Below are 25,045 nucleotides of genomic sequence, written 5' to 3'. Positions count from 1 at the left end.
AAAAGTTGACCACTACAATCCATTTTCACGAATGAATTCGTTCCCACAAACAATAGGCCGGTGCCTCAGTGTTCCGCCATTCGCTGCCGGTTCGGTGACAGCGCCAGTGCCAGTTGGGTGCGGTTATGCATGTGGGTCAGGCGCAGCACTTGGGAGACATAGAGTTTGACGGTGTTTTCCGTGATGCCCAGTTCGCAGGCGATCTGGTAATTGGTCTGGCCTTTGCTGACCAGCCTGGCGACGGCGAGTTGCCGGGGCGAGAGCTGTGCGAACAGCTTGCTCTCGGTATCGAGGCCCTCTTTTTCGTCCGCTGGGCCGGGCTGTTTTTTATCCAGATTCTTGTACAGGTCATCGATGGACGCTGCCAGATACTGGAGCTTTTCGTTGAGCAGCCCCAACTGCTGCAGGTTTTTCTGCCGCTCTTGCAGAGCCAGTTCCTGAGTCTGGATGCCCAGCAGCAACTCATCCAGGTCGACGGGTTTCTGGTAGTAGTCGGCGATTCCGGCACGCAGGGCCTTGATGACGTCTTTCTTCTCGGCAAGCCCGGTCAGCATGATGGCCTCGAACAGGTGCTGCTTGCCGCCCACCCGCTTCATGGTTTCGACCATCTCGATGCCGTTCATGCCCGGCATGTCCAGATCGCACAGCACAATGCCGATGCTCTCGTCGTTGCGAAACTGTTCGAGAGCTTCCGCGCCTGAATGGCAAGGAATGCAGTGATAGCTGTTGTTTTCGAGAAAGTCGCTCAGTTCCTCAACGATAAGAGGCTGGTCGTCGACAACCAGAACTTTTACAGCCGAATACTTGTTCACGCGCTACTCCATGCCGGCGAGTCCGATAACTGACAAACGCCCGGTCCATATCAGCAAAACAAGGTTTACGATTTAACGTAGTCGTACTTTCCGACTATGTACATAGCACTAACGTACGAGTCGACTAGTGGATGCACAGTGCCGCCAATAAAAAGCCGGCGAATATAAAGGGCGAGAAGGGATGTTTATTTGTCGCTTCGGCATTCATGTAAACATAACGCTGCGTAAACCTTTGTCCCATAAGGGGCCAGACCTTCTGACGCACTGCCAGCCATACCAGCATGGCCAGCCCGGCACCGATAAAAGTGCCCAGCAAGTACAGGCTGCCGCTCGCCAGAGCCAGCGTTGCGAGCAGCTTCACATCGCCGGCGCCCAGCCTGCCAAGGGCATAGCCGGGAAGGGTCAGGGCCACGGCCAGTAACAGTGCCCAGCCTGCATCGGCGGATTCAAGCCCCAGCCAGCTATGGCCGCTGTACAACAGATAGCCCAGCGCCAGAGCAAAGCCACCCAGGGTCAGCCCGTTGGATATCTGCCGTTGCCGGGCGTCTTGTTCCGCGCATATGGCGAGCCAGGCGAGTAGGAAAAGTAATTCCATTGTATAAAAAACATCCTGTTTTTCTGAAAGAACCTATGCTGTCTAGAGGTAGTAAATGTCAGGGTGGACGTCGACATGCCAACAGCCTTTCATAAAACTTCCCGACGAAAGCAGAAGGGGGCCGCTGCAATCGAGTTTGCCGTGGTGTTCGTGGCGTTCTTCGCTGTTTTCTACGGTGTAGTGAGTTATAGCCTGCCATTGCTGATGGTGCAGTCTTTCAATGCCGCCACCAGTGAAGCGGTACGCCGCAGCGTAGCGTTGAGCCCGACCGTGGCCAACTACGACACCCTGATAAAAAGCCAGGCGCTAACGGTCCTGAACAAGCAACTGGAATGGATACCCACAAGCCTGAACTTCAATGCCTCCGACATTACGATCACCTACACGGCTGGTGTCCTGACCGTGAGCATTCACTACCCGAAGAGCAAGCTGACCAGAATTCTGCCGGTGTTGACCCTGCCAGGAATCGGCGAAGTACCGAACCTGCCGACCAACCTTTCTGCCCAAGCGAGTCTGCAACTTGTCCCTTGATAAAACACGTTTGAGTCGCTGGCTGGGGCGTTCCGAGGCGCCGCCCGCTGCGCAACCGCAGGTAGCGGCAGTCGAGCCCGAAGCGATTGGCGCCGATCTCTATCTGCTGCTCGATGGCGAGGGCCGAATGCTGAGCAGCAGCCCGCATCTGCTCTCGCGCCTGGGGATCACGGCCCAGCATGTGACGATGCAGCGTCTGATGCACCTGCTGCTGCCCAACAGCGCGCTGGTGATCGAAGGCGTGCCCTCGGATTGGGTGGGGCATATGCTCGACCTGGATTTCAGAAGTGCGGATGCCCACACCCTGCATGCACGCGGCTGGGTGCAGGCGCACGGCAAGGACTGGCTGTTGCAGTTGCTTGACATCAGCGACTTGATGGAGGAGGCCAGCGCTGCCCGCAGTCGTCAGCAATGCCTGCGCCTTGCCGGACAGATCGCCGAAAAGATACGGGTGTGCAGCGTCGACCGGCTGGCTGCCGTGGTGACCGAGCAGCTTGAAGAACTGGCGCAGCTCTGGCACATCCCCTGTGTGGCAGTGGTGTTGCCGGAGATCAACGGCGTGGGCTGGCGAGTCTATGCCCAGTATCACGCCCATACCGCGCCGGAGTTGTGGCAGGTCGGGCAGCGCCTGGGCGTGGAGCTGGACCGGCTGGATGCCAACATCAGTCATCAGTTGGCGTTCGGTGCCGGTACTGATCTGGTGCAATTGCAAAGCGCCTTTGGCAATGCCGACGGTTTCGTCATGCCGCACAGCCGCGACAGAGTTGCCAAGGCCTGGTTGATGTTCGGCTTCTATAATGCCCAGCAGCAAGCGCCTGACCTGGGCGAGCGCGAGTGGCTGAACCTGTGTTCGGCGCTGGCTGGCCCGGTGCTGTTTCGTTTGTCGGAGCAGCATAACCGTCACCATGTCGAGCGTCTGGCGGTGCTGCAGGATTTGCTGGGTACCGGCTGGTGGGAATTGCTGCCCGGCAGCGACGAGGTTCTTCTGGCTCCCCAACTGGCGCGCAGCCTGCGCCTGAGCGACCGGGTCGACCGCCTGCCACGTCAGGACTGGCTGGCGATGATTCACCCCGCCGACCGCCAGGAATTATCGACGCGCCTGATGCAGTTGCGCGACAAGGGCACGCCGATGCTGTTGTGTGTGCGTCTGCTGCAGGCCGATCCGGCCCAGGAAAACATCTGGTTTCGTATTCAGGGGCAGGCGTTGATCAGTGGTCAGGTGCAGCGCGTCCTGGGGTTCATGCTCGATGTCAGCGATATCAAGAATCAGGAAACCGATGCAGCTGCGGCCCATGCGCGACTGGATAACCTGATCGCCAGCTCGCCTGCGGTGATCTATGTCCAGCGCTATGACCAGGGCAACCTCGAACCGAGCTTTTTCAGCGACAGCCTCACGCCGCTGCTGGGCTGGACACTGGCCGATTGTGTCGACGGGCAGCTTGCCGGATACATTCATCCCGACGATCAGGACATCTGGTTCGATCGCAACCGCCAATTGTTGCGCGAGGGATTCGTCAGCCGTCGTTACCGGCTGCGCGACAAGAAGGGCGATTATCACTGGTTGCTGGACGAGGCGCGGCTGCTGCGCGATGACCTGGGCATGCCGGTCGAGGCAGTCGGCCTGTGGCTGGACGTGACCGAAGCCACGCTGGCGGCAGAACAGGTGCGCAAGAGCGAGGAACGCTACCGGATTCTGGTCGAGGACTCACCCGCGATGATCTGCCGCTACACACCGGATCTGGTGCTCAGTTTCGGCAACCGCCCGCTGGCCAATTACATGGAGTGCACGCCGGAACAACTGACTGGCATCAATCTGGGCGACTGGCTCTCGGATGAACAGCGTGAGGCGTTCAAGAAGCGCATTGCGCTGTTGACTCCCGAGGCGCCGATGAGCACCGAGGAAATCTGTATCGAGCTGCCGGGTCGTGAGTACGCCTGGTGGGTATGGGCCGACCGGGGCGTATTCGACGAAGACGGCAAGCTGGTCGAGATTCAGGCGGTCGGGCGTGATAACACCGACGTGCGCCGTTCACGGATGCAACTGAACCAGAGTGCGAAAATGGCCACTCTGGGCGAAATGGCCACCGGGCTGGCGCATGAAATCAACCAGCCGCTCAATGTCATGCGCATGGCGGTGGTCAACGTACTCAAGCGGCTGGGCAAGGGCGATGTGGACATCGATTACCTTACCGAAAAGCTCAATCGCATCGACACCCAGGTGCAGCGCGCCGCTCGGGTGGTCGACCATATGCGGGTGTTTGGCCGTCGTTCCGAGATCGAGGAGCAGCTATTCAATCCGATCCAGGCCGTTGAGGGCACCATCTCCATGCTTTCCGAAGGCATGAAGGGCAAGGGGGTGCAGATCCGCATCGGTGAGATGTGCGCATCGGTACAAGTGCGCGGGCATGTGGATCAACTGGAGCAAGTGCTGATCAACCTGATGGTCAACGCGCGCGATGCCTTGCTGTCCCGCCGGGAAAAGGACCGGGAGTTCGAGCCATGGATCAGTCTTGGCGTGGAGGAGGATGAAAACATCATTCGGCTGACGGTCCAGGACAATGGTGGCGGTATCGACCCACGCTTGCTGGAGCGGATTTTCGAGCCGTTCTTCACCACCAAACCGGTGGGCGTCGGTACCGGCCTGGGGTTATCGGTCAGTTATGGCATCGTCGATCAGATGGGCGGGCAACTGAGCGTCAGCAATGTCGACGAAGGCGCGCGCTTCCAGATCGAATTGCCGATTTACAAACACGCTTAAATCACCAGGGTTGCCTGGCCGAAGTTACAGCTCAGATTGGCGCCCACCTCGGCGGGTGCCAGATCGAGCCCCAATGCGTCGAGCAACGGGTCCACCACAGAGGTCAGCAATGGTCGCAGGGTATTGGCGACGATGGTGTCCAGGCTGCTGGTGATGGAGGCGAGCAGCGAGGCTGTGACGGTTATCAGGTTTCCCAGGCCATTGGGGCTGGTGGTCGATGGCTTGTAGACGCTGACCTTGGCTCCCGAGATGACCCCATCGAGCAGAGTGCTGGCCAGAACCGAGGCTGTAGGATTTGTTAGAAAACCAGGCGGGCTATTGATTTCCGGCGGCGAGCTGAAGGTGCTGTTGGTCGAGGCGGAGCTGCCCAGCGGCGACTGGTTGATCGGATCAAAACTGATGCCGACACCGCCACCGCCAAAAGGTACGCGGGTGGTGCAGCTTCCCAGCAGGCCGAGAATCTTCTGGCAGGTCTGGGTGCCGATATCGATCACCGGGATGGGCAGGGCCGTGATTGCTGAAGGATCGGTGCTGGCCGGAAACGCCGAGGCGCTATCGATCAGGCCGATCTTGGTGCTGATCAATGCTGTGTCGGTGTGCACGCTCAGGGTCTTGTTGGTATTGCTGGTGCAGGTGTAGCCGGTCACGTAGCTGTCTGCGCTGGCCAGTGAAATGCTCAGGTCGATACGCGGACCGGCGCTTGAGGATGAGCTTGAGGTCAGCAGCTTGATATCCGACACCATGCAACTGGTCAGGCCCAGCGCGCAGGTGGTCGAGCCCAGTACTCCGGCAAGGTTCAGACTCAGTGCGCTGTTGAGGATGGGGGTGAGGCTGCTGACCAGCGAGGTGGCGGTATTCACCAGTGGGGTAATTGCCCCCAGGACCGGCAGATTGATCGAAATCAGCGCTCGCGTCTGGGCGGTACGCACATAGAGCCTGTTGGCACCGGTCTTGGGGTTGAGCGGGTCGATCAGGCTCGGATCGCCCACTGCCGACAGTTGCGGTGGCTCGACAACCTGCACCCGGGCCGTGACCTGCGCCAGTCCGGCCAGGTTGATCTGTGCGGCCGCCGAAACACCGTTCTTGTCATTGGCCAGTTGTGCGAGGCCTTGTATCAGGTCGAGCAGACGCAGGTTGGTATTGAGCGCGGCAATGTCCGAACTGCCTTGTACCGAGAGTAAATCGCCCAGCAGAACCGTGGTCGCGCCCGCCGCAATCTTTACGGCGCGCAGACCGGCTATCGTCGCGGTGGCGCTGAGTGTCCCGGCAGGGTCCAGGACATTGATCGCGGTCTGGATCAACTGGCTGACAGCGACATTGCTGTTCAGCACATCGGTATAACCCACGGCGTTGATGTTCAGATCGGTCTTGAGCCTGTTCAGGTAACTGAGCACGCTCAGATCGGTGGTGGCGATTCCCTGCCAGTTGGCGACGCTGAGGTTCAGGGAGCCGCCGAGCAGGCTGCCGACAATCGGGTTGAGCAGTGAGGCCTTGGTGCTGTCGATCGTCATTGCTGCGCTGCGGATGGTCAGGGCGGCCAGAGGCGGTGTGCTTGCCGCGACGGCTGTGGCGCTGAGTTGGGTATTGGGCGGCGTTGGTGTCTTGTCGAACAGCTCGCCGATGCCCGCTGCGATGCTTTTGGGAACGACATGGCTGACAACGACCTGGATCGCCACGGGCTTGGTCGAGTCGGCGACGAACGTCCGTCGGCTGTCCACATCCAGCCCCAGAGTGCCGCAGTTGACCGTCAGTGTCCGGCTGTCGCTGCCGACCGGGAAATTGTTACGGGTGGCGCTCTGAGTGGCGTAGGCCGTGGCGGTGTTGCTTGAGGCACAGGTGCCCTTGCGGCTGGCGGCTTCCAGCGCGGCCATGTCAGCCACGCGCTGCAGCGAGCGTTTTTCCAGATACAGCCTGCCGCTGTCGATGACCAGCAGTGTGCACAGCAGGGCAAGACCCAGGGTCAAGGCCGCAAGCAGACTAAGGGCACCGCGTTGCCGGGCCGGGAACGCGGCATAACCATTCAGGGGAGACATCAGCACTCCTTCGGCCAAGCCGTCGCTCACTCGCCTGTCTGCAAGGGAGTGTAGTCAAGGCCTGAGGAGTGCGTGGGGTTCGCTTGTTCCGGGGGTGTTATTTTTCGCGAATGAATTTGCTCCGGCCGGGATTCCTGGGAGCGAACTCATTCGCGAACAGACATTTCAGCGCGGCGGATACTGCTCCAGTATCCGGGCCACGGTTTCGCGAACGATGTTGTCACGGGCACTCGGGTTGCCCGCGTTGTCGCTCAGGATACGTTCGGTGCTGCCACGCCAGACCAGTTTGCCGTCCTTGCCGTCGAACAGGTCGATCTGCAAGGTGGTGACCTTGTAATCCACGCTGCGGGTTTCAGTAGGGAACGGGCCGCCCCAATAGCCATAACTGCCCCATGGCCCCCAACCGGCATTGTTATTGGTGCTGACCAGTTGCTGGCGGCTTTCGACGATCAGCCAGGCTTGCACCTGCAGGTCGGCATTGGTTCCGCTCGGCGCCATGCGCAGGCCACGTTGCTCCAGCTGGTCGTTGATCGACTGGCGAATCCGCTGCTCGGTGAGATCACTCTTGATCCGCGGATCTTCGGGCTGATACTGCACGCCGGGCTCTTTCCAGCTCCAGTTGCGATAGCCGCCGAAGTCGCGTCTGGCGTCGAAGTCACGATTGATCTGGGTGTTCTGGCAGGCCGTGAGCAGCAGGGCAAGCGAAAGCAGGGCGAGGCGGCGGAACATGGCAGTTCTCCGAAAGGGTTACCGGGGAGGATACGCCGTCAGTGCCTGTTGCACAGCCTGACGCAAGGCTTTGCTGCGCGAAGCTTCATCGTTGCTGCCTACGGTGTCTGCACTGGCGCTCCACACCGGTTGGCCGGTGCTGGCATCGAACATGCTGATCTGCACCACCATCACTTTCTCCTGGTAGGTACGCACGATCGGCACGCTGGCATAACCGCCATAACCCTGACGGTAGCCGTTGTAACGGCCATAGCCCACACCACCACCGTAGTAGGGATCGTGATAATCGTCACGTACCTGCCGCAGCCGGGTTTCCTGGCGAACCGCAGCGCTGACATACACGTCTGCCGGTTGCCCGTTGCGGCTGGGGCGTAGCCCGCGCTGGTCCAGCCCATTGCTGACCGCATCGGCAACCTGCGCCGAATCCATCCACGCCGTGCCTGCTGGCAGATGGCCGTTGAGCCAGGCCCAGTTGCGATAGCGGGCGTAATCCCGCGGCGCTGCCGGATAGGCGCTCATGTCCAGGGTGTTTGCCGCCTGCGGGGGAGCAGGCGGCAGAGGTGCCGAACTGGCGACATAGGGATTGTCGCTCTGGCAGGCTGTGATGCTCAGAAACATGGCGATCAAGGCGAGGCGGCGTTTCATGCTGATCTCCGCGTGGTGTCAGACCGGACGGCATATCCAGTGCAGGTATCGACCCAAACCTGCAAAGCCGGGGTGGCGTCGATGGGCCAGTTCCATCTCCAGCAGGTCTTCAAGTCCGGCTCGCGCCTGGAATTCGACCGGCATGTAATCGTGGAACACCCGTACGCCGCTCTGGGTTTCGACCCGCCACAACCCTTCAAGTTGCGCAGCCAGTTCCCGTGGGTCGAGCGGTTGTTGCGGCGTCAGGCTCTGTTTTTCGCCGGCCATGTCGTTCTTGCGCATCTTGCGGAAGTGGCCCTTGAGCAAGTTGCGATAAATCAGCGCATCCCGGTTATAAAACGCCAGCGACAACCAGCCATCAGCCTTGGTCAATCGATGCAGCACCGGCAGGATGGCATGTGGCTCGGCCAGCCATTCCAGTACCGCATGACACAGCACCAGATCGTAAGGCTCGTTCAAACGTTCAGGCAGATCCTGCCAGGGCGCCTGAATGAAAGTCGCTTCCTGTCCGGCCTCGGCAAAACGCTGGCGTGCGCCTTCGAGCATCGGCTCCGCCGGCTCGGCCAGAGTGACGTGATGACCACGCTCGGCCAGCCACAACGACATGTGTCCCAGACCGGCGCCGATATCCAGCACGCGCAAAGGACGCTCGGGCAAGGCTTCGGTCAGGTCAGCCTGCAACACCGCAAGACGGATGGCACCCTTGGCACCGCCGTAGATCTTTTCCGCGAAGCGGGTGGCCAACTGGTCGAAATGACGATCACTCACTTGGCGAATCTCCGCTCGCTGTCCGCCAGCTTGCTGCGTACAACATCTTCCATGCTCAGCCCAAGCTCGCTGCACAGAAGCAGAAGGTAGAGCACGATATCGCCCACTTCCTGGCCTGCATGGGCCAATTTTTCCGGCGGCAACTCGCGGGACTGGTCTTCGCGCAGCCACTGGAAGATTTCTACCAGCTCGGCCATCTCCACGCTGGCCGCCATGGCCAGGTTCTTGGGGCTGTGAAACTGTTTCCAGTCATTCTGATCGCGAATGCGGTGCAGACGCTGGGTCAATTCGTCGAGGTTCATGATGCTCTCCTGAAGGCGCATAGCTTCAGGGGCCAGGAGGTTTCAAGCAAGTCTTCGTGAATGAATTCGCTCCACAGCCTGTACGGGATGAAGTGGAAGCGAATTCATTCGCGAAAAGGCGATCACTCCTGGAGTGGCTGCCAGTTTCCGATCATGTGCACGATGCCTTGTTCGCCTTCGACGCGCAGTTGGCCATGGGAACCGGCTGCGCTTGCCGATAGCAGCACGTCGCCGGGCAGGCGCAGCGGTTTCTGGAATTGCACGTTGATCTCGACGTTCGACGCAGGCAGGTGATCGTCCAGGGTCGCCAGTGTCTGGGCCTTGAGCCACATGCCGTGGGCAATGGCCCTGGGGAAACCGAACAGCTTGGCACTCGGCGCACTCAAGTGAATAGGGTTGTAATCGCCCGATACCTTGGCGTACTGCCGGCCAATATGCGCCGGCGCCTGCCAGCGTGCCAGTTCGCTCATCGCCAGGGACGCCGGCTCGAATTCGCCGCTGACCTCGCCGTCCAGTTTCACGCCCTTGCAGAGCATGGTGCTTTCTTCATCCCACAACAGTCCCAGACCGTCCTCGACTTGAGTGATCAGGCTGAAGGTCGCGCCTTTGGGATGCGGTTGCAGATTGTTCGCCTGGACACTGACATACAGCTGGTTGACGCCACCGAGCGGGCGATGGATCCGGATGCGGTTGGCAATGTGGATCAGGCCCAGCAACGGGAACGGAAACTCCCGCGAGGTCATCAACTGCATCTGCAACGCAAAGGCGAGCACATGTGGATAAGTCGGCGGCAGCAGGCTGCCATCCGCGAATCCACAGACGTTGCGATAGGCGGCCAGCTTGTCGGCGTCCACCGACATCCAACTGCGCAGGCCAAGGTCAGGTAGTTGCGTTCCGGTGACCTTGCGTCGCAGTGCCGCCTGGATGAACAGGTTGGGCAGAGGTTGCAGGGAATCCAGATAGCGCCAGTGAGCAGTCATTATCCATCTCCTTGAACGAATACGGGCTCAGGCCCCAATCACACTTTGGCCGCAGACCCGCAATACCTGGCCGGTTACCGCGCCGCTGCCGGGCTGGCTCAGCCAGGCTACGGCTTCGGCGACGTCCTGGGGCAGGCCACCCTGGCCCAGAGAGCTCATGCGGCGACCGGCTTCACGCAAGGTGAAAGGCATTTCGGCGGTCATGCGGGTTTCGATAAAACCGGGTGCTACGGCATTGATGCTGATACTGCGCTGACGCAACGCGGGCGCCATGGCTCGGGCAAGACCGATCAGGCCAGCCTTGCTGGTGGTGTAGTTGGTCTGCCCGCGGTTACCGGCCAGGCCGCTGATCGAGGCCATCAGGACGATTCGGGCGTTGTCGTTCAGGCTGCCGTTATCCAGCAAGGCCTGAGTCAGTGTCTGCGGGGCTTCGAGATTGACCGCCAGCACCGAGTCCCAGAAGTTCTCCGGCATGTTGACCAGCGTCTTGTCGCGGGTGATGCCGGCGTTATGCACCAGAATGTCGATACCGCCCTGCAGGTGCTCCAGCAACTGGCTGGCGGCATCTTCACTGCAGATATCCAGGGCCAGCGCCCTGGCCCCCAGTCGTGCCGCCAGTGCTTCCAGGTCTGCGCGGGCTTGCGGTACATCCAGCAGGATCACCTCGGCGCCATCGCGGGTCAGGGTTTCGGCAATCGACGCGCCGATACCCCGCGCCGCGCCCGTGACCACCGCCTTGCGTCCGGCCAATGGGCGGCTCCAGTCCTGTACCTGTGCGGTGCCGGGGCTCAGGTGCAGAACCTGGCCGGAAATGAAGGCACTCTTGGGCGAAAGGAAGAATCGCAGCGCACCTTCCAGTTGATCCTCGGCGCCTTCGTCCACTTGCAGCAGTTGCACGGTTCCGCCGTTGCGCATTTCCTTGGCCAGCGAGCGGCTGAAACCTTCAACGGCCTGCTGGGTACTGGCCGCCAGCGGCTCTTGTAGCGTCGCAGGGGCGCGTCCGAGGATCACCACATGCGCGCAGTGGTCCAGATTGCGCAGCAGCGGCTGGAAGAATTCGTGCAACTGCTTGAGCTGTTCGGCACGCACCAGCAGGCTGGCGTCGAACACCACGGCCTTGAGTTTCGGGCCTTGCTCGGCAACCCAGGCTGTTGCGCCGGGGATTTCGCTGCCAAAACTGTAGAGTGAGTCGGTCAGGCGCTGGGCGAACAGCCTGATATGGTCGGCCAGAGGTCCGCCACTGATCAGCAGCGTTCCTTCTACAGGCCGCAAGCGCCCGGCTTGCCAACGCTCCAGGCGCGTCGGGCTCGGCAGGCCTGCGGCTTTCACCAAGCGACGACCCATGTCGGAGTTGGCGAAATTTATGTAGCGATCTGACGACATGGAACACTCTCCTTGAATCGGGGTTCAAAGAAGTGGACCACACTGAAGCGATGTTTGTTCTTGTTTCAGCACGCAGTTCATCACCCGCCCAGATAACGCTTGAAGAAAAGGAAGTTTTTCATGACGCAGCTACGTCGTGTCGCCATCATCGGCGGCAACCGGATTCCATTTGCCCGCTCCAGCGGTGCCTATGCCACCGCGAGCAATCAAGACATGCTGACCGCCGCTCTGGAAGGCTTGATCGAGCGCTTCAACCTGCATGGCCTGCGGGTCGGTGAAGTCGCTTGCGGCGCGGTGCTCAAGCATTCCCGGGACTTCAACCTGACCCGGGAATGCGTGCTGGGTTCGCGGCTGTCGGCGCAAACACCGGCCTACGATATCCAGCAGGCTTGCGGCACCGGCCTTGAGGCTGCATTGCTGGTAGCCAACAAGATTGCGCTGGGGCAGATCGAGTGCGGGATTGCTGGAGGTGTGGACACCACGTCCGATGCGCCGATCGGCGTTAATGAAGAGTTGCGCAATATTCTGTTGCAGATTAATCGCAGTAAAACCGCAGCCGACAAGTTCAAGGCTCTGCTGCAACTGCGACCCCAGCATCTCAAGCCGGAGCTGCCGCGCAATGGCGAGCCGCGCACCGGTTTGTCCATGGGCCAGCATTGCGAATTGATGGCACAGAAGTGGGGGATCGAGCGTGATGCTCAGGACCAGTTGGCACTGGAAAGCCATCTGAAAATGGCGGCCGCCTATGCCGAGGGCTGGCACAACGATCTGATGACGCCTTATCTGGGCCTGACCCGTGACAACAACCTGCGCCCTGATCTGAGCCTGGAAAAACTGGCCAGCCTCAAGCCGGCTTTCGAGCGCAGCGCCAAAGGCACATTGACGGCTGGCAATTCGACGCCGCTGACCGATGGCGCCTCGCTGGTGTTGCTCGGCAGTGAAGAGTGGGCCAGGGAGCGTGGTTTGCCGGTGCTGGCTTACTTGCGTGATGGCGAGACGGCAGCCGTGAATTTCGTCAATGGCGAGGAAGGCCTGCTGATGGCGCCGGTGTATGCGGTGCCACGCCTGCTGGCGCGCAACGGTTTGAGCTTGCAGGACTTCGACTACTACGAAATCCATGAAGCCTTCGCTGCGCAAGTGCTGTGTACGCTGAAGGCCTGGGAAGACCCCGAATACTGCAAGACGCGCCTGGGGCTTGAAGCGCCATTGGGCTCCATCGACCGCAGCAGAATGAATATCAAGGGCAGTTCATTGGCCGCGGGTCATCCATTTGCGGCCACCGGTGGGCGGATCGTTGCCAGCCTGGCCAAGCTGCTGGCGGCGGCCGGGCAGGGGCGTGGCTTGATTTCGATCTGTGCGGCGGGCGGGCAAGGGGTCACCGCTATTCTGGAGCGATGAGTACGCGATTCCCATCGTGAGCCGGCCAGCTCACGATGGGCAACGTCCTAGAAGTCCAGGCTCAGCGCGACATTCACGCCCTGTTGAGTTGCGTCGTCGTTCTTGCGCCAGTTGTAACCGGCGCGCAGGGTCAGATCGCGGCTCAGCTTCTGGCTCACGCCGAGGCTGGCGCGGTTGAGGTTGCGCTGCGGAGTGTAGCCTTCGAGGGTGAAATCGATGCCGGGCAAGGTGTTGAGGGCCATGGTCACGTTTTGCCGGTCGGTTTCAAACTCCCGCTCATGGGCAAACTCTCCCCAGATCTGGGTTGAGGATGTCAGCTGGAATTTGCCCTGCAAACCTACACCGGCACGCCGGGATTTGCGGGTCTGGTCACTGAAGGTCAAGGCAGTCGAACGGTTGCCCTGTTCCGAATAGCCATCCACATCGATGTGGGCGTAATCGGCACTGATGAACGGCGACAGATGCCAACGGCTTGCCGCGCCCGCAATGTCGAAGCCAAGCCGCGCGCTTGCAGCCCAGAGCTTGCCGTCGGTATCGCCCTTTTCCTGCCCTTCGCTGACGCCCAGCGCGAATTTGCGCTCGGCCTTGTCGTAATCCAGATGCCCGCCGGACGCTGCCAGATCCCCCCACCAATGGTTGGCCTGATATTGCACGAAGGCCGTCGCAATATAGCCGTCGAGCCTGTATTTCGAGTCCTGTGCGCCGGCTTCCAGGCTCTGACGATAAGCCCCGGCAACCAACCCGGCTCGCCAGTTTTCGGCGAAGCGGTAGCTGCCGCCGACAGTCAGGTTATAGCCGCGGCCGTCAGCTTTGGCAGACGAGTCCTGAGCATCGAAGTCGACTTTCTGACCGCCCGCGGCAACGATGCTGCGCCACTGGCCCACGGCCTGCCAATTGCCCCAGTCGGTCAGCCACTGGGCGCGAAGTTCGTCCTGTTGAGCCCGCAATGTGCTGTTGGCCATTTCCGGCAGCAAGGTGATTTCCCAGGGCGCGGCCAGCAACGAATAGGCGTAGTCGGCAAGCAGACGCTGGGCCGCTTCGGTCGGGTGGACTCGATCGTTGAAGAACAGCCGGTTCGGGTCCGGCGTGGCGCTGTCCAGGCCATATACGGCGTTCTCATCGCAGCCTGCGCCGTTGAAGCAGGTGCCCACCAGATCCTGATCGGCCGCGAAGCCGAAGCGTCCGGCGTCGGCCAGGGTTTCACTGATAAACAGCGGCACATTGAGCGGGATGATCTGCGCATCGATCTGTTCCAGGCGGCTGACCAGTTGCTCATTGAAAGCAGCGCTGAGTGCCGAGGTGATCGGTTGCAGGATGGTGCCGCTCAAGACGGGGGTCAGACCGATATCCGGCAGTAGCCAGACCATGATGTAGCGGGCCCCCGCCTGTTGCAGGACCTGCACGCTGTCAGCCAGATTATCGGCAGCGTCTGCTGCGGCACTGCTGCTCAGGACCTGGCCCTGCAGGAAGTCATTGCCGCCGCCGGTCAAGTAATACAGCGCGTTCGGGTCGGCCTGAAAGTTATTGCTCGGCAGATAGCCGGTGCGGGTGCGCAGAACCGTGCCTGAGTCGGGGTCGACCACTCGCGATTCCGAGGTAATGGCGTCGAAGATCTGATCGGTACGATCACCGCCCACCGCCCAGTTATTGCCGTCGGGCACTCCCGAGGCGGCATTGACGGGGGAGGTCGAGGCCGTCAGGTCACCGGCCGGGACATTGAGCCTCAAGCCCAGCAGCGTCGAAGAGTTCAGCCCGAAGATCTCGCCGCTGCCGTCCTGATAAGTGGGCCCGACCCGATTGGTAAACCGCAGGGTTGCCCCGGCGGGACCGTCTACATCGGGAAATTGCCCGGCATCGGCCAGGCTGTCGCCAAACACCACCATTGTCGAATAAGGCGCTGTGGCTGCGAAAGTCGAGGTGCAGGCCAGTGTGAGTAAACATGCCGTCAATGGCATGCGCAGTGAGGTTCCTGTCATGGAAAAAGCCCTTTTTTATTGTTTTGTCACTGTAGGGACCCTAGCAAGCATCCCCATTACTGCCAGAACTAAAAGGACTTACTGCCGGGCGGTGGTAGAACTTATCAACAGGATCAATAGATCCGTATGTGAACGTTTACAGTGTGAAGTCTTCTGCCAGCCCCGGTGAGGCTGGCAGTTCCCGCCCGGTCACGCGGCCTGGTTCTGGGCGATTGCATCCAGATAGGTAGCCAGTTCATGCAGATACACAAAGGGATGCCCCTGGCGGGTGCCTCCTGTGCGGTTGACTTTCAGGGCGATGCGCCCGGCGTTGATCTTGCGCAGGAGATTGCGATCATTCGAGATGTGCGAGAAATACCGCTCCCTGACCGCGCTGAGTGTCGGGCATGGGGTGGCGAATTCCTTGCGAAGCAGATCCAGAGTATTGCTCATGTAGGTTACTCCCTGTGGATAAAGGTCTGGGTCATATCCGTCTCCTTCCCAGGGCCATCCGCTACTGAACGGTGTTGCTGTATGGCGTGTTCATCTGTGAGGTGAGACGTGGAGCAACAATACGATATGTATTTCGGTCATGCAATACGTTTTGTATTTTAAGCTACGATTTGTATTTTTCATCGTCTTCGGACTCCACATACCAGGCAAGATGGATTGCATCTGCGCTGTCACGGGTGACGCTGACACCTTCGGCCTCCATGAGTTCTTCAACGATCTGCTCCCAATGCAGGAGTGATTCGCCGGGTTCCCGGTGTATGGATACCTGGTGCTCGATCTGCGCCCGGTCGCTGGTGATGAGTGCTTGAATACGTTGCGCCAATGCCAGATAGGCATCGTGCTGCGAAATATCAGGTATCCAGACAGACATGCTGCAATTCCTTTTTACTGTATGTGCATACAGTAATTCAGGTCTTTTTCCTACGCAACCGTGAAATGTGTCCGGCTTGCACGAAGAGCGAAGGTCAAGGATGGCGAAAACAAAAAAGCCCCGAAAAATTCGGGGCTTTCTGCCTGAAAGAATTGAGCTAGAGCCGCATGGTCATCTGCCTGATGACGCCGATCAGTTTGCAGTTTTCAGTGATGGGGATGGTTGGGTACGCTGGGTTCAGCGGCTTCAGAAAATAACGCCCTGCATCCTCGACCAGCTTCTTGAAGGTGGCTTCGTTGCTCTCTGGAAGCCTGGCAATCACCAGCTTGCCGGGAGTCGGCTCGATTCCGGTATCGACCAGAATCAGCATGCCTTCCGGAATGCTCTGGCCTGCCGTGGCAGTCATCGAGTCACCACGCACCACCAGCCAGAACGCACGGCCTTTGGCTTTGTAGTCAGTGAGTTCAAAGGTGTCCGAATAGCCCGCCGGATAAGGTTCGACGGCTTCGCTCCAGCCGCCAGCCTCTACCCAACTGATCACCGGATAGCGATAGAAGCGCGAAGGTTGAACTGTGGGCGCAACATTCTGCTGCCCCGGCTCGGAGGCGGGGAGCGAAGTTTCCAGAATGGGCAGGCCCAATTCGTCCAGAAACCGGTTGATAACGTCGACTTTCGGTTCGCGCTTGCCGTTTAGCCAATGCCCTACGGCACCAGGAGTCACACCCATTCGTTCAGCCATCTCTTCCTGGCTGATCGACTGGTTGTCCATGGCTTGCCTGGCGATTTCATACCATTTCTTCATGCGCGAAATACTACAGCCTGTAAGGGGTTCGACAATCGACACAGTGTAGCGGGTTGTGGTGGAATTAAGATACAAAATGTATTTAACTGTTTATACATACAGATAAACGGTTCCTTTCAGCAAGGAGGGGAAAATGATCGATGAAGTTGAAGCAGTGATGACCAATTGGGGCGAGCAGCGGATGCGCCTGGGTCTGGGTGGCGGGTTGAGCAGCCCCATGGCCGGCATCATGGAGTGGGGCGCTTATATCCCGCGTCGCACGCCGGGCTCCAGAGCCCTGGTTGGTAATGGCAGCGGTATGGATTACATCGGTAGCGAAGTCGAGGCAGCCGTCGCCGAACTGTCTCGTGGTCCGGCCAAGGGCAGAGGTCCCGAGCTGGCGAAACTGGCGCAGTACCGTTACGTCGATTTATTGCCCGCCCGTGAACAGATGCGTTTGCTCGGCATCAATGAAGGCGCCGACAGGACTTACCGCAACTGGGTGGAAAAACTGCATCAGCAGGTTTTGTCGATTCTGGCGGCACGTAGTGCAAGCCGCAGTAGCAAGCACAAGCTTCAGGCTTCTTGAGCGTCCTCCAAGCCCTTCTGTTTACTTGCCGCTCTGGCATGCCTGCATAACCCTTCCTGAATTGCGCATTACCTAGAGGGACCTGGTTCCCTCTCTCCTCTCAGTGTTGAACCGTTTTCGCGGATGAACCCGCTTACCTGCCTGCTCAGACTCGGGTGGGAGCGGATTCATACGCGAAGGAACACCCTGTCTCTACCCTGAAACCACACCACAACGAGCAACGTTTTTTACCGTTTATCCGGCCTGATTGTCGAAGCGTGGTCGAACTCCGGTTGAAGTCCGGTCGAACTCGACCCACCCCCAAAAAGGCCCTTTTCGTCCTTTCCGAACAGGGGTACAAAGGCACCACGATATGCGATTTGCGTCTGGGGACAACAACCCGGAACGTACTTCACAACCACATCCCGCCAGTTTCTGGCCGTTAGTAAACCCCGCCCCGGCGGGGTTTTCTTTCCCAAGTTCTTTTGGTCGCCTGAGGGCGGCCTTTTTTATTCTCGGAGTACCGATGGACCCAACTGACCTCGGCCCAGGCACAGCTACCTGGCTGGGCGGGACCGGCACCATCTTGCTTGGCGGCTTTCTCTGGCTGCGCAAGTTTCTCTCAAGAGACGCAGCTGACCGGGCAATGGATAACGCCGATATCGGCACGGTAAGACGCCTTAATGAATTGCTCGACTCCGAGCGCGAGGCTCGCAAGGAAGCAGAGGCCCGGGCTGATCAGTTTGCCAGGGAGCGCAACGAACTGGCCGCTGCGGTTGGCCGCATGGAGGGCAAGGTTGAAGTCCTCACCAATCAGATCGCTCAACTCACTGACAAGGTGACCACGCAAAGCGCCGAAATTGCCCGGCTTCGCTCTCAACTAGGAGGTTCCAAGGATGGACAGATGCGCAATTAACTTTATCGCTCGCCACTGGTGGCGCCGGGTAGAAATCTGGGTGATTGCCGCGCTGTTGACGGCGGGCAGTCTGACTCTGGGTTTTCAGGCCGGGCAGTGGTCGGCCAACTCCGAGCACACCCAGCAACTGGCCGAGGTGCGTCGGGCCTACGACGCCGCGATGGGCAAGCGCGACCTCAGTCTGGTGAAGCTGGCGCAAAGCGCGACTCAGGCAGTAGACAAGGCGGAAAGTGCGGCATCCGCGGCGACCGAAGCCGCGAACACGGCGAGTCGTGCGGCTGACAAGGCCGATGCGGCCTTGAGCAAGGCCAGACAGTAGCTCACCTGCTGCTGGCGGCTCCCCATTGGCTGAGCCGTTCGCAATACATGTCATGCGCCGCGTTTTACAGGCGCATTGGATCGATATCCGACACCTCTGGATTTACTCATGAAGATAACCCCGATCGTTGCCCATCTGCAGGCGACATGCCCGACCTTTGCCGGACGAATCAGCCCCGGCATCTATTGGAACGCTGTGGTGAACAGCACGACGTCCGGTTACCCCGCTGCCTACGTGATTGCCACGGGGGATTCGGCAACCGCCAATGACCTGACCAACGTGGTTCGCCAGAACATCACCGACCGGATTGACGTGGTCGTGGTGCTCGCCGGTAACGACGAAGGCGGTCAGGTGGCAAGTGAACAACTGCATGCCGTGCGTGCGGAACTCTGGCGTGCGCTGGTCGGCTGGAATGCCGGCAGCGATTACGAGCCGATGGAATACACCGGCGGTGCATTGCTCCAGGCCGGCACTGCGCAAGTGGCCTGGCGCTTTGGTTTCGCGGCCGAGTTTCAACTGGGCCGCAACACATCCGATCAGCCTGCCGAAACCTGGCATGAGGCGTATCTGGATGGTCTGCCGGGTTTCACCGGCGTGACCTTCGACATGGACTGTATTGATCCGGCAGATCCGAATCTGAAATCTCCCGGCCCCGATGGACGTATCGAAATGAAGTTCTCAGGAGACGTAACACCATGACTCAACGCATCACTGTGGTACCGGCCGCTGGCCGGGTTGTACCCGATCCGGAGGCTGGCGACCTGTTGCCGGCCGAAGGTCGTGAAGTCCGCTTCAACGCATGGTGGCAGCGCCGCTGCAACGATGGCGATGTCACCACTGCAACCTTGCAATCCCCAACCAACCAGGCCGTCACGGCCTAATCAAGAGGAAGCCAAACAATGGCTATCAGCTTCAATAACATTCCATCCGATGTTCGTGTCCCGCTGTTCTATGCGGAAATGGACAACTCTGCAGCCAACAGTGCCTCGGCCAGCATGCGCCGTCTGATCGTGGCTCAAGTCAACGACGATGCCGATGGTCCGGAAATCGGTTCGCTGGTACTGGTGCCCAGCGTAGCGCTGGCCAAAAACATCGGCGGCCAGGGTTCCATGCTGGCCTCGATGTACGAAACCTGGCGCAAGACTGACCCGACAGGTGAAGTCTGGTGTCTGCCGCTGCTCAGCACCGAAGGTGCCAAGTCCGCTGCAACCGTCACTCTTTCCGGTACGGCCAGCGAATCGGGCGTGCTGAACCTGTACGTCGGCGGTGTGCGAGTGCAGGCGACTGTGGTCAATGGTTCGACCGCAGCCCAGGCGGCCAGCGCGCTGTCGGTGAAAATCAATGCCACGCCGGATCTGCCGGTCAAGGCCGAGGTCGAGGCTGGCGTCGTGAAGCTGTCCTGCAAATGGACGGGTGAAAGCGGCAACGACATCCAGCTGGAAATCAATCGCCTGGGTAAAACCAATGGCGAAGTCACTCCGGCCGGTTTGACCGTGGTGACCACTGCCATGACGGGCGGTGTCGGCAGTCCTGATCAAGTGGCGGCACTGGCTGCGCTGGGCGACGAGCCTTTCGAGTTCCTGTGCCTGCCATGGTCCGATACCACCACGCTCGATGCCTGGAAATCGGCCATGGATGACAGCACCGGTCGCTGGAGCTGGGCCAAGCAACTGTATGGCCATGTCTACAGCGCCAAGCGCGGTACGGTCGGTACGCTGGTCGCCGCAGGTCAACTGCGCAACGACCAGCACGTGACCATCCAGGGTGTGGAAGTCGGTGTTCCGCAGCCAGTCTGGGTACAGGCTGCTGCGCTTGCAGCACGCACCGCAGTGTTCATCTCTGCCGATGCCAGCCGTCCGACCCAGACCGGCACCATGCCTGGCCTGGACCCGGCGCCTGCCAGTGCCCGCTTCACGCTCACCGAGCGCGAGTCGCTGCTGCGCTACGGCATCGCCACCGCGTACTACGAAGGCGGCTACGTGCGCATTCAGCGTTCGATCACCACCTATCAGAAAAACGCTTATGGCCAGGCTGACAATTCGTACCTGGACAGCGAAACCATGCACCAGTCGGCCTTCATCATTCGCCGCCTGCAAAGCGTGATCACCAGCAAGTATGGCCGCCACAAACTGGCCAACGATGGCACCCGTTTCGGCGCTGGCCAGCCAATCGTGACCCCGAGCACCATTCGCGGCGAGCTGATCGCTCAGTACGCCAGGCTGGAAGAGCAGGGCCACGTCGAAAACGCCGAGCTGTTCGCGCAGCACCTGATCGTGGAGCGCGACAGCCAGGACCCGAGCCGCGTGAACGTGATGTTCCCACCGGATTACATCAACGGTCTGCGGGTGTTCGCGCTGCTTAACCAGTTCCGTCTGCAATACGACGAAGCTGCCTGACTTCAACCTCAACATTCAAACCCGCCTTGTGCGGGTTTTTTCATTCTGGAGATAAACAACATGGCTCAAAAAGTAGCTGGTACCTGCTACATCAAGGTGGACGGAACTCAACTGACCATCAGCGGCGGCGGCGAAGCCCCTCTGATGAACGTCAAGCGCGAGACGGTCGTGCCGGGTTATTTCAAGGAACAGGACAAGGTGGCGTCGCTGAAATTCACAGCGGTTCATACCCCGGACTTTCCCTTGAAGGCCCTTACCACCGGTGTGGACATGACCATCACCTGTGAATTCCAGAACGGCAAGATCTACGTTCTGTCCGGTGCGTATCTGGTGGCCGAACCGGCCAGCAAAGGCGAAGAAGGCACCATCGAACTGCAATTCGACGGTAACCAGGGGAGCTGGCAATGAGTGAAGTCATCGAGTTGGCGAGCCCGATCGAGGCTCACGGCGAGTCCCTGGCGCAACTGACTTTCCGCCGCCCTACGGCGCAGGAAGCACGAGCGATCAAGGCGCTGCCTTACAAGATCGACAAGCATGAGGAAGTGTCCCTCGATCTTGATGTTGCAGCGAAATACATCGCGGTCTGCGCAGGCATTCCTCCGTCTTCGGTCGATCAACTGGATCTTTCCGATATCAACAAACTGAGCTGGAAGGTCGCGAGTTTTTTCATGGCAGCGGCATCAGGGACCTCGAAGGCCTGATCGCCGTCGTCTACGACCTTGCGTATTTCTGGAAGGTTGATCCCGAACTGATGATGTCCAGGTCTCTGGACATCATCACCGAATCGATCTTGCAGTCGCAGCGTATCAATCAGATCCTGCAGGGGGAGTGATGGCAAACCCATTCAAGCTTGAAACGCTGATTACCGGCGTGGACCAGCTGTCTCCAACTCTGGCGAACATGCGCAAGAATGTTGATGGTTTTCAAACCCGGCTGGAAAGCTCGGGTCTGGGAAACATCAACCTTGCAGGTGTGATCGAGGGGAACGCCTTTACGGCGCCCTTGATTGCCGGAGTAAAGGCAGCAATCGGTTTTGAAACATCCATGGCCAATGTGAAAAAGGTCGTGGCTTTTGAGACACCGCAGCAATTCCAGCAAATGAGCACCGACATCCTGGACTTGAGCGAACAGCTCCCGGAAAGTGCCAACGGCATTGCCGCACTTGTGGCGGCTGGCGCCAAGGCCAACGTGCCACGCGAAGAGTTGAAAGGCTTTGCGACCGACGCCGTGAAAATGGGTGTCGCGTTTGGCCAGACAGCGGCCGAGTCGGGCGACATGATGGGCAAGTGGCGATCCTCGCTGCAGCTCTCGCAACCCGAAGTCAACAAACTGGCCGAGCAGATCAATACCCTGGGCGGTAATGATCTGGAAAAGCAGATTGCAACCATGGTCACCGCGATGGGGCCGTTGGGCGCTGTTGCCGGCCAGGCTTCTGCGCAGGTCGCCGCCATGGGCGCCACACTGGCGAGCATGGATGTACCGGCGGATGTCGCCGCAACGGGCATGAAAAGCCTGGTGAAAACACTGAGCGAAGGCGGGACCGCGAGCGCAGGGGCTTTCCAGTCGCTGCAACTCGATGCCGCTCAGGTGGCTCAGGGCATGCAGGCAGATCCTTCTGCGACTATCGAGAAGGTTCTGACGGCAATCTCGCAGGTCGATCCTTCCAAGCAGACGGATGTGGTTTCGCAGCTGTTTGGTGCCGACTCGCTGGGCGCGATCACACCGCTGCTGAAGAATCTTGAGCTTTTGAAAGGCAACTTCGACAAGGTTGCCGAGGGCGCCAAATCCGCAGGTTCCATTGAACAGGAGTTTGCGGACAACGCTCAGACGACAGCTGTTGCGATACAGCAGATGCACAACCGTGTCGAACGGCTGGGCATCAATATCGGCGGCATATTTCTGCCAGCGCTGAACGATGCACTGGCGGTTATAGGCCCTATGATTTCCATGGTCGCTGCCCTGGCGGCCGAACATCCCGGGGTCATCAAGGGCGTGGTGGGTGCCGCCATTGCCTTTGGTGTGTTGCAAGTAGCGGTTCTCGCGGCGACCAATGCGACTCGTTTGCTGTCCATGGTCATGGGCATGTCGCCAGTAGGACTGATTGTGCGAGGCATTGCTCTGGCAGCGGGGGCGCTGATTGCCAACTGGTCTTCGGTCGCACCGTTCTTTGCCGCCATATGGGCCTCGATTGAAGGGCCGGTCACTGCGGTCTGGGAATTTCTGAAAGGTGCGTTCGCATGGTCGCCGCTGGGCATGATCACGGCCAACTGGCAGCCACTGACCGAGGTTTTTGCGGCACTGTGGGGAGTGATTGAAGCGCTGTCTACGCCGTTCTTCGAGTTCTTGAAAACGCTATTCGCCTGGTCGCCGCTCAGTCTTATCGTGGCGAACTGGGAGCCGCTCAGCGGTTTTTTTGGTGGCGTGTGGGAGATGATCAAAGCTCCTGCGCTTGTGTTCTTCGATGTGTTGAAGACGATGTTCAACTGGTCGCCTTTGGCGTTGATCATTGAGCACTGGGAACCGATCAGAACCTGGTTTACCGACTTGTGGCGCGAGGTGTCAGAGGGAATCAACTCGGCACTGGGCTTCCTGGGAGGCGGTGGGGTTCTTGGAACCATTACTCAAAAACTCAACGTGGTCGCAGATGAACAGAGAGTTCGTAATGCCGGCCCAGGTGGCGGTAGCGGCGCATTTTTGCTGGCCGATGCTGCGAGTACCAGCCGTCTGAATCAACAGCGCCTCAATGAGGCAACTGGCGTGCCGCCCACCAGCGATCTGCTCGGTGCTCCCAATATGCCTGCGCCTGGAAGCCTGCTTTTACAAGGGGCGGCTACCAATCGAAGGCTTGAAGGCGAGCTGAATATCCGTTTTGAAAATGCCCCTGCGGGCATGCGCCCCGGTGAAGTGCGAACCAATCAGCCAGGCCTGACGGTCTCGCCAAGTGTTGGTTTCCGAACCCTTGGATCAGGAGAAGTACCATGAGTACATGGCGTGACAGGCTGATGCCCGCTTCTTTCCGGGGTGTTGGTTTCTTCATCAACTCGGACAGTGTTCCGGTTGGGCGCAGGGGGCAGCTTCACGAGTTTCCACAACGTGACGAGCCTTATTTCGAGTCGTTGGGCAAGCAAGCGCAAATCCATACGATGAGCGCTTTTGTGATCGGTGCGGACTGTTTTGAGCGTCGTGACAAACTGCTTGAAGCGCTCGAAGCTGAAGGTGCTGGTGAGCTTGTTCACCCATGGCTAGGGCGCATGCAGGTGCAGGTTGGCAGTTGCACGATGAAGCACAACCGGGGCGAAGGTGGCATGGTCCAGTTGGATCTGGCGTTTTACCCGGATCAGCCGCTACGGTTTCCGACCTCCACCATCAATACTCGACGACAGCTTATGCAGGCATCCGATGGATTGCTGGATTCGGCGCTCAAGCGCTACCGGGCGATCATGGCGGCAGTGGACGCCGCGCGCATCAATATCCAGGCCTTGCGTAGCGCACTGTCGGGAGTATTTGCCACCGTTCAGCGGCAGTTCTCTCCGTTCATGACGATTTACTCGGACGTGACCAGTCTGGTGCATTCGCTGGTCAATGCGCCATTGACCTTGAGCACGCTGTTCTCCAGTTTCTTTGCCAGTTTTGAGGGTGATGAAAGTCGAGGCAGTACAGGCACTGGCACTGGACTGAGTTCAAGCCAGAGTGCGAGCAGCAGATCGTCAGATGTTGCAATCGTCAATTACAGGGCGACGATTTCCGAGGCTACCCAGCAAGCCGAAGCTGTGGCCAGTATCAATCTGGTCAATCAGGGGGGTGGGATCGATACCGGTTCGGCTGCTCTGGCGACGGCGAATCTGGTGCAGGATTCGTTGTTGGTCAAGGTTGCCCGGGTTGTAGCAAGCATGCCTGTTGCGACTGCCATGGTACCGATCATTGCCACGCCAGCGCTTGACCAGCAGTTGATCCTGCCGGTCGGTCGGGCGCAGGTTCCCGTTGCCGATGATGTGATCGAGCTGCGCGATACGCTCAGTTCGGCCATCTGGGAAGCCTCGCTGAAAGCCGATCCGGAGCATTACCTGATGCTCAACACTTTGCGTCAGGCACTGATCCGCCATCTGAACGCGGTGGCAGCATCCGGAGTGCGCCTGATCGACATCAAGGTGGCCGAGCCACTACCTGCGTTGGTGCTGGCTTATCGTCGTTTCGGTGACGCAACCCGCTCGTCTGAGGTCGTGCAGCGCAATCGTGTCCAGCACCCAGGCTTCATATCGCCCGGCACTTTGAAAGTCGCCCAGGAGTAACCCC

Annotated in this window: 26 protein-coding genes; 13 read left to right on the top strand and 13 right to left on the bottom strand. The window is 59.5% G+C overall.

From position 1 onward, the window contains the following. Window positions 1-65: 65 nt before the first annotated feature. Together ALQ04_RS06425 and ALQ04_RS06420 are read right to left on the bottom strand one after the other, a co-directional pair. Window positions 66-812: a response regulator transcription factor gene (locus ALQ04_RS06425; RefSeq protein ID WP_122314995.1), complete on the bottom strand. Its 747-nt coding sequence runs from the start codon at window positions 810-812 to the stop codon at window positions 66-68. A 124-nt stretch (window positions 813-936) separates the two neighbouring features. Further along, window positions 937-1,407, bottom strand: a complete 471-nt coding sequence (locus tag ALQ04_RS06420) for a prepilin peptidase (protein ID WP_122314994.1) — start codon at window positions 1,405-1,407, stop codon at window positions 937-939. A 75-nt stretch (window positions 1,408-1,482) separates the two neighbouring features. On the opposite strand from ALQ04_RS06420, the gene ALQ04_RS06415 reads away from it, so the two are divergent. Together ALQ04_RS06415 and ALQ04_RS06410 are read left to right on the top strand one after the other, a co-directional pair. Next, window positions 1,483-1,938, top strand: coding sequence for a TadE/TadG family type IV pilus assembly protein (locus tag ALQ04_RS06415; RefSeq protein WP_122314997.1), 456 nt, complete (start codon window positions 1,483-1,485; stop codon window positions 1,936-1,938). Beyond that, a complete protein-coding gene (locus ALQ04_RS06410) occupies window positions 1,928-4,696 on the top strand; it encodes a PAS domain-containing sensor histidine kinase (protein WP_183142121.1) in 2,769 nt (922 codons plus the stop codon). Before ALQ04_RS06415 ends, ALQ04_RS06410 begins: the two co-directional genes overlap by 11 nt. Here the strand turns inward: ALQ04_RS06410 and ALQ04_RS06405 are convergent. The 7 genes from ALQ04_RS06405 to ALQ04_RS06375 form a co-directional block, all read right to left on the bottom strand. Then, entirely contained in the window at window positions 4,693-6,729 is a 2,037-nt protein-coding gene (locus ALQ04_RS06405; RefSeq protein ID WP_122314993.1) for a TadG family pilus assembly protein, read from the bottom strand. The genes ALQ04_RS06410 and ALQ04_RS06405 overlap by 4 nt on opposite strands. 165 nt (window positions 6,730-6,894) lie before the next feature. Beyond that, the gene (locus ALQ04_RS06400; RefSeq protein WP_122314992.1) at window positions 6,895-7,458 is read right to left on the bottom strand and encodes a DUF4136 domain-containing protein; all 564 of its coding nucleotides are present in this window, start codon (window positions 7,456-7,458) and stop codon (window positions 6,895-6,897) included. Window positions 7,459-7,476: 18 nt separating this feature from the next. Then, window positions 7,477-8,103 (bottom strand): DUF4136 domain-containing protein, encoded by a 627-nt coding sequence (locus ALQ04_RS06395; RefSeq protein ID WP_122314991.1) that lies wholly within the window; start codon window positions 8,101-8,103, stop codon window positions 7,477-7,479. 18 nt (window positions 8,104-8,121) lie between these two features. Next, entirely contained in the window at window positions 8,122-8,871 is a 750-nt protein-coding gene (locus ALQ04_RS06390) for a methyltransferase domain-containing protein (protein WP_122314990.1), read from the bottom strand. Next, window positions 8,868-9,173: a MazG-like family protein gene (locus tag ALQ04_RS06385; RefSeq protein WP_122314989.1), complete on the bottom strand. Its 306-nt coding sequence runs from the start codon at window positions 9,171-9,173 to the stop codon at window positions 8,868-8,870. The genes ALQ04_RS06390 and ALQ04_RS06385 overlap by 4 nt, the downstream gene beginning before the upstream one ends. A gap of 122 nt (window positions 9,174-9,295) precedes the next feature. Further along, the gene (locus ALQ04_RS06380; RefSeq protein ID WP_183142120.1) at window positions 9,296-10,153 is read right to left on the bottom strand and encodes a MaoC family dehydratase; all 858 of its coding nucleotides are present in this window, start codon (window positions 10,151-10,153) and stop codon (window positions 9,296-9,298) included. A gap of 27 nt (window positions 10,154-10,180) precedes the next feature. Continuing rightward, on the bottom strand, window positions 10,181-11,536 hold the full coding sequence (locus ALQ04_RS06375) for a 3-oxoacyl-ACP reductase (RefSeq protein WP_122314987.1): 1,356 nt from the start codon (window positions 11,534-11,536) through the stop codon (window positions 10,181-10,183). Window positions 11,537-11,656: 120 nt separating this feature from the next. Between ALQ04_RS06375 and ALQ04_RS06370 the strand changes: the two genes are divergently transcribed. Beyond that, window positions 11,657-12,934, top strand: a complete 1,278-nt coding sequence (locus ALQ04_RS06370) for an acetyl-CoA C-acetyltransferase (protein WP_122314986.1) — start codon at window positions 11,657-11,659, stop codon at window positions 12,932-12,934. A 47-nt stretch (window positions 12,935-12,981) separates the two neighbouring features. Here ALQ04_RS06370 and estP read toward each other — a convergent pair whose 3' ends face one another. From estP to ALQ04_RS06350, 4 genes are all read right to left on the bottom strand, one after another. Further along, complete coding sequence (gene estP, locus ALQ04_RS06365; RefSeq protein WP_122314985.1) at window positions 12,982-14,910, bottom strand: esterase EstP; 1,929 nt, start codon at window positions 14,908-14,910, stop codon at window positions 12,982-12,984. Between the two features lie 189 nt (window positions 14,911-15,099). After that, the gene (locus tag ALQ04_RS06360; protein ID WP_122314984.1) at window positions 15,100-15,342 is read right to left on the bottom strand and encodes a pyocin activator PrtN family protein; all 243 of its coding nucleotides are present in this window, start codon (window positions 15,340-15,342) and stop codon (window positions 15,100-15,102) included. Between the two features lie 163 nt (window positions 15,343-15,505). Further along, on the bottom strand, window positions 15,506-15,772 hold the full coding sequence (locus ALQ04_RS06355; protein WP_122314983.1) for a DUF1654 domain-containing protein: 267 nt from the start codon (window positions 15,770-15,772) through the stop codon (window positions 15,506-15,508). A 157-nt stretch (window positions 15,773-15,929) separates the two neighbouring features. Beyond that, complete coding sequence (locus tag ALQ04_RS06350; RefSeq protein ID WP_183142122.1) at window positions 15,930-16,541, bottom strand: LexA family transcriptional regulator; 612 nt, start codon at window positions 16,539-16,541, stop codon at window positions 15,930-15,932. Window positions 16,542-16,707: 166 nt separating this feature from the next. Here ALQ04_RS06350 and ALQ04_RS06345 point away from each other — a divergent pair, with 166 nt between their 5' ends. From ALQ04_RS06345 to ALQ04_RS06300, 10 genes are all read left to right on the top strand, one after another. Beyond that, on the top strand, window positions 16,708-17,142 hold the full coding sequence (locus ALQ04_RS06345; RefSeq protein ID WP_122314981.1) for a hypothetical protein: 435 nt from the start codon (window positions 16,708-16,710) through the stop codon (window positions 17,140-17,142). 505 nt (window positions 17,143-17,647) lie between these two features. After that, window positions 17,648-18,037: a chemotaxis protein gene (locus tag ALQ04_RS06340; protein ID WP_122314980.1), complete on the top strand. Its 390-nt coding sequence runs from the start codon at window positions 17,648-17,650 to the stop codon at window positions 18,035-18,037. Beyond that, window positions 18,018-18,356, top strand: a complete 339-nt coding sequence (locus ALQ04_RS06335; protein ID WP_122314979.1) for a hypothetical protein — start codon at window positions 18,018-18,020, stop codon at window positions 18,354-18,356. Before ALQ04_RS06340 ends, ALQ04_RS06335 begins: the two co-directional genes overlap by 20 nt. Before the next feature lie 108 nt (window positions 18,357-18,464). Beyond that, the gene (locus tag ALQ04_RS06330; protein ID WP_122314978.1) at window positions 18,465-19,055 is read left to right on the top strand and encodes a hypothetical protein; all 591 of its coding nucleotides are present in this window, start codon (window positions 18,465-18,467) and stop codon (window positions 19,053-19,055) included. Then, window positions 19,052-19,237, top strand: a complete 186-nt coding sequence (locus ALQ04_RS06325; protein ID WP_122314977.1) for a DUF2635 domain-containing protein — start codon at window positions 19,052-19,054, stop codon at window positions 19,235-19,237. The genes ALQ04_RS06330 and ALQ04_RS06325 overlap by 4 nt, the downstream gene beginning before the upstream one ends. A gap of 18 nt (window positions 19,238-19,255) precedes the next feature. Continuing rightward, on the top strand, window positions 19,256-20,752 hold the full coding sequence (locus ALQ04_RS06320) for a phage tail sheath subtilisin-like domain-containing protein (RefSeq protein WP_122314976.1): 1,497 nt from the start codon (window positions 19,256-19,258) through the stop codon (window positions 20,750-20,752). Window positions 20,753-20,812: 60 nt separating this feature from the next. Continuing rightward, on the top strand, window positions 20,813-21,160 hold the full coding sequence (locus ALQ04_RS06315) for a phage tail tube protein (RefSeq protein ID WP_122314975.1): 348 nt from the start codon (window positions 20,813-20,815) through the stop codon (window positions 21,158-21,160). Beyond that, window positions 21,157-21,453 carry a phage tail assembly protein gene (locus ALQ04_RS06310; RefSeq protein WP_122314974.1) on the top strand — a complete coding sequence of 99 codons (297 nt, stop codon included), beginning with the start codon at window positions 21,157-21,159 and terminating at the stop codon, window positions 21,451-21,453. Before ALQ04_RS06315 ends, ALQ04_RS06310 begins: the two co-directional genes overlap by 4 nt. Before the next feature lie 130 nt (window positions 21,454-21,583). Further along, window positions 21,584-23,734 carry a phage tail tape measure protein gene (locus tag ALQ04_RS06305; RefSeq protein ID WP_122314973.1) on the top strand — a complete coding sequence of 717 codons (2,151 nt, stop codon included), beginning with the start codon at window positions 21,584-21,586 and terminating at the stop codon, window positions 23,732-23,734. Further along, window positions 23,731-25,041 carry a DNA circularization protein gene (locus ALQ04_RS06300; protein WP_122314972.1) on the top strand — a complete coding sequence of 437 codons (1,311 nt, stop codon included), beginning with the start codon at window positions 23,731-23,733 and terminating at the stop codon, window positions 25,039-25,041. The genes ALQ04_RS06305 and ALQ04_RS06300 overlap by 4 nt, the downstream gene beginning before the upstream one ends. Window positions 25,042-25,045 lie beyond the last annotated feature (4 nt).

The organism is Pseudomonas cichorii (assembly GCF_003700275.1).
Classification (GTDB): domain Bacteria; phylum Pseudomonadota; class Gammaproteobacteria; order Pseudomonadales; family Pseudomonadaceae; genus Aquipseudomonas; species Aquipseudomonas cichorii_B.
This window is presented reverse-complemented; position numbering and strand designations above follow the sequence as displayed.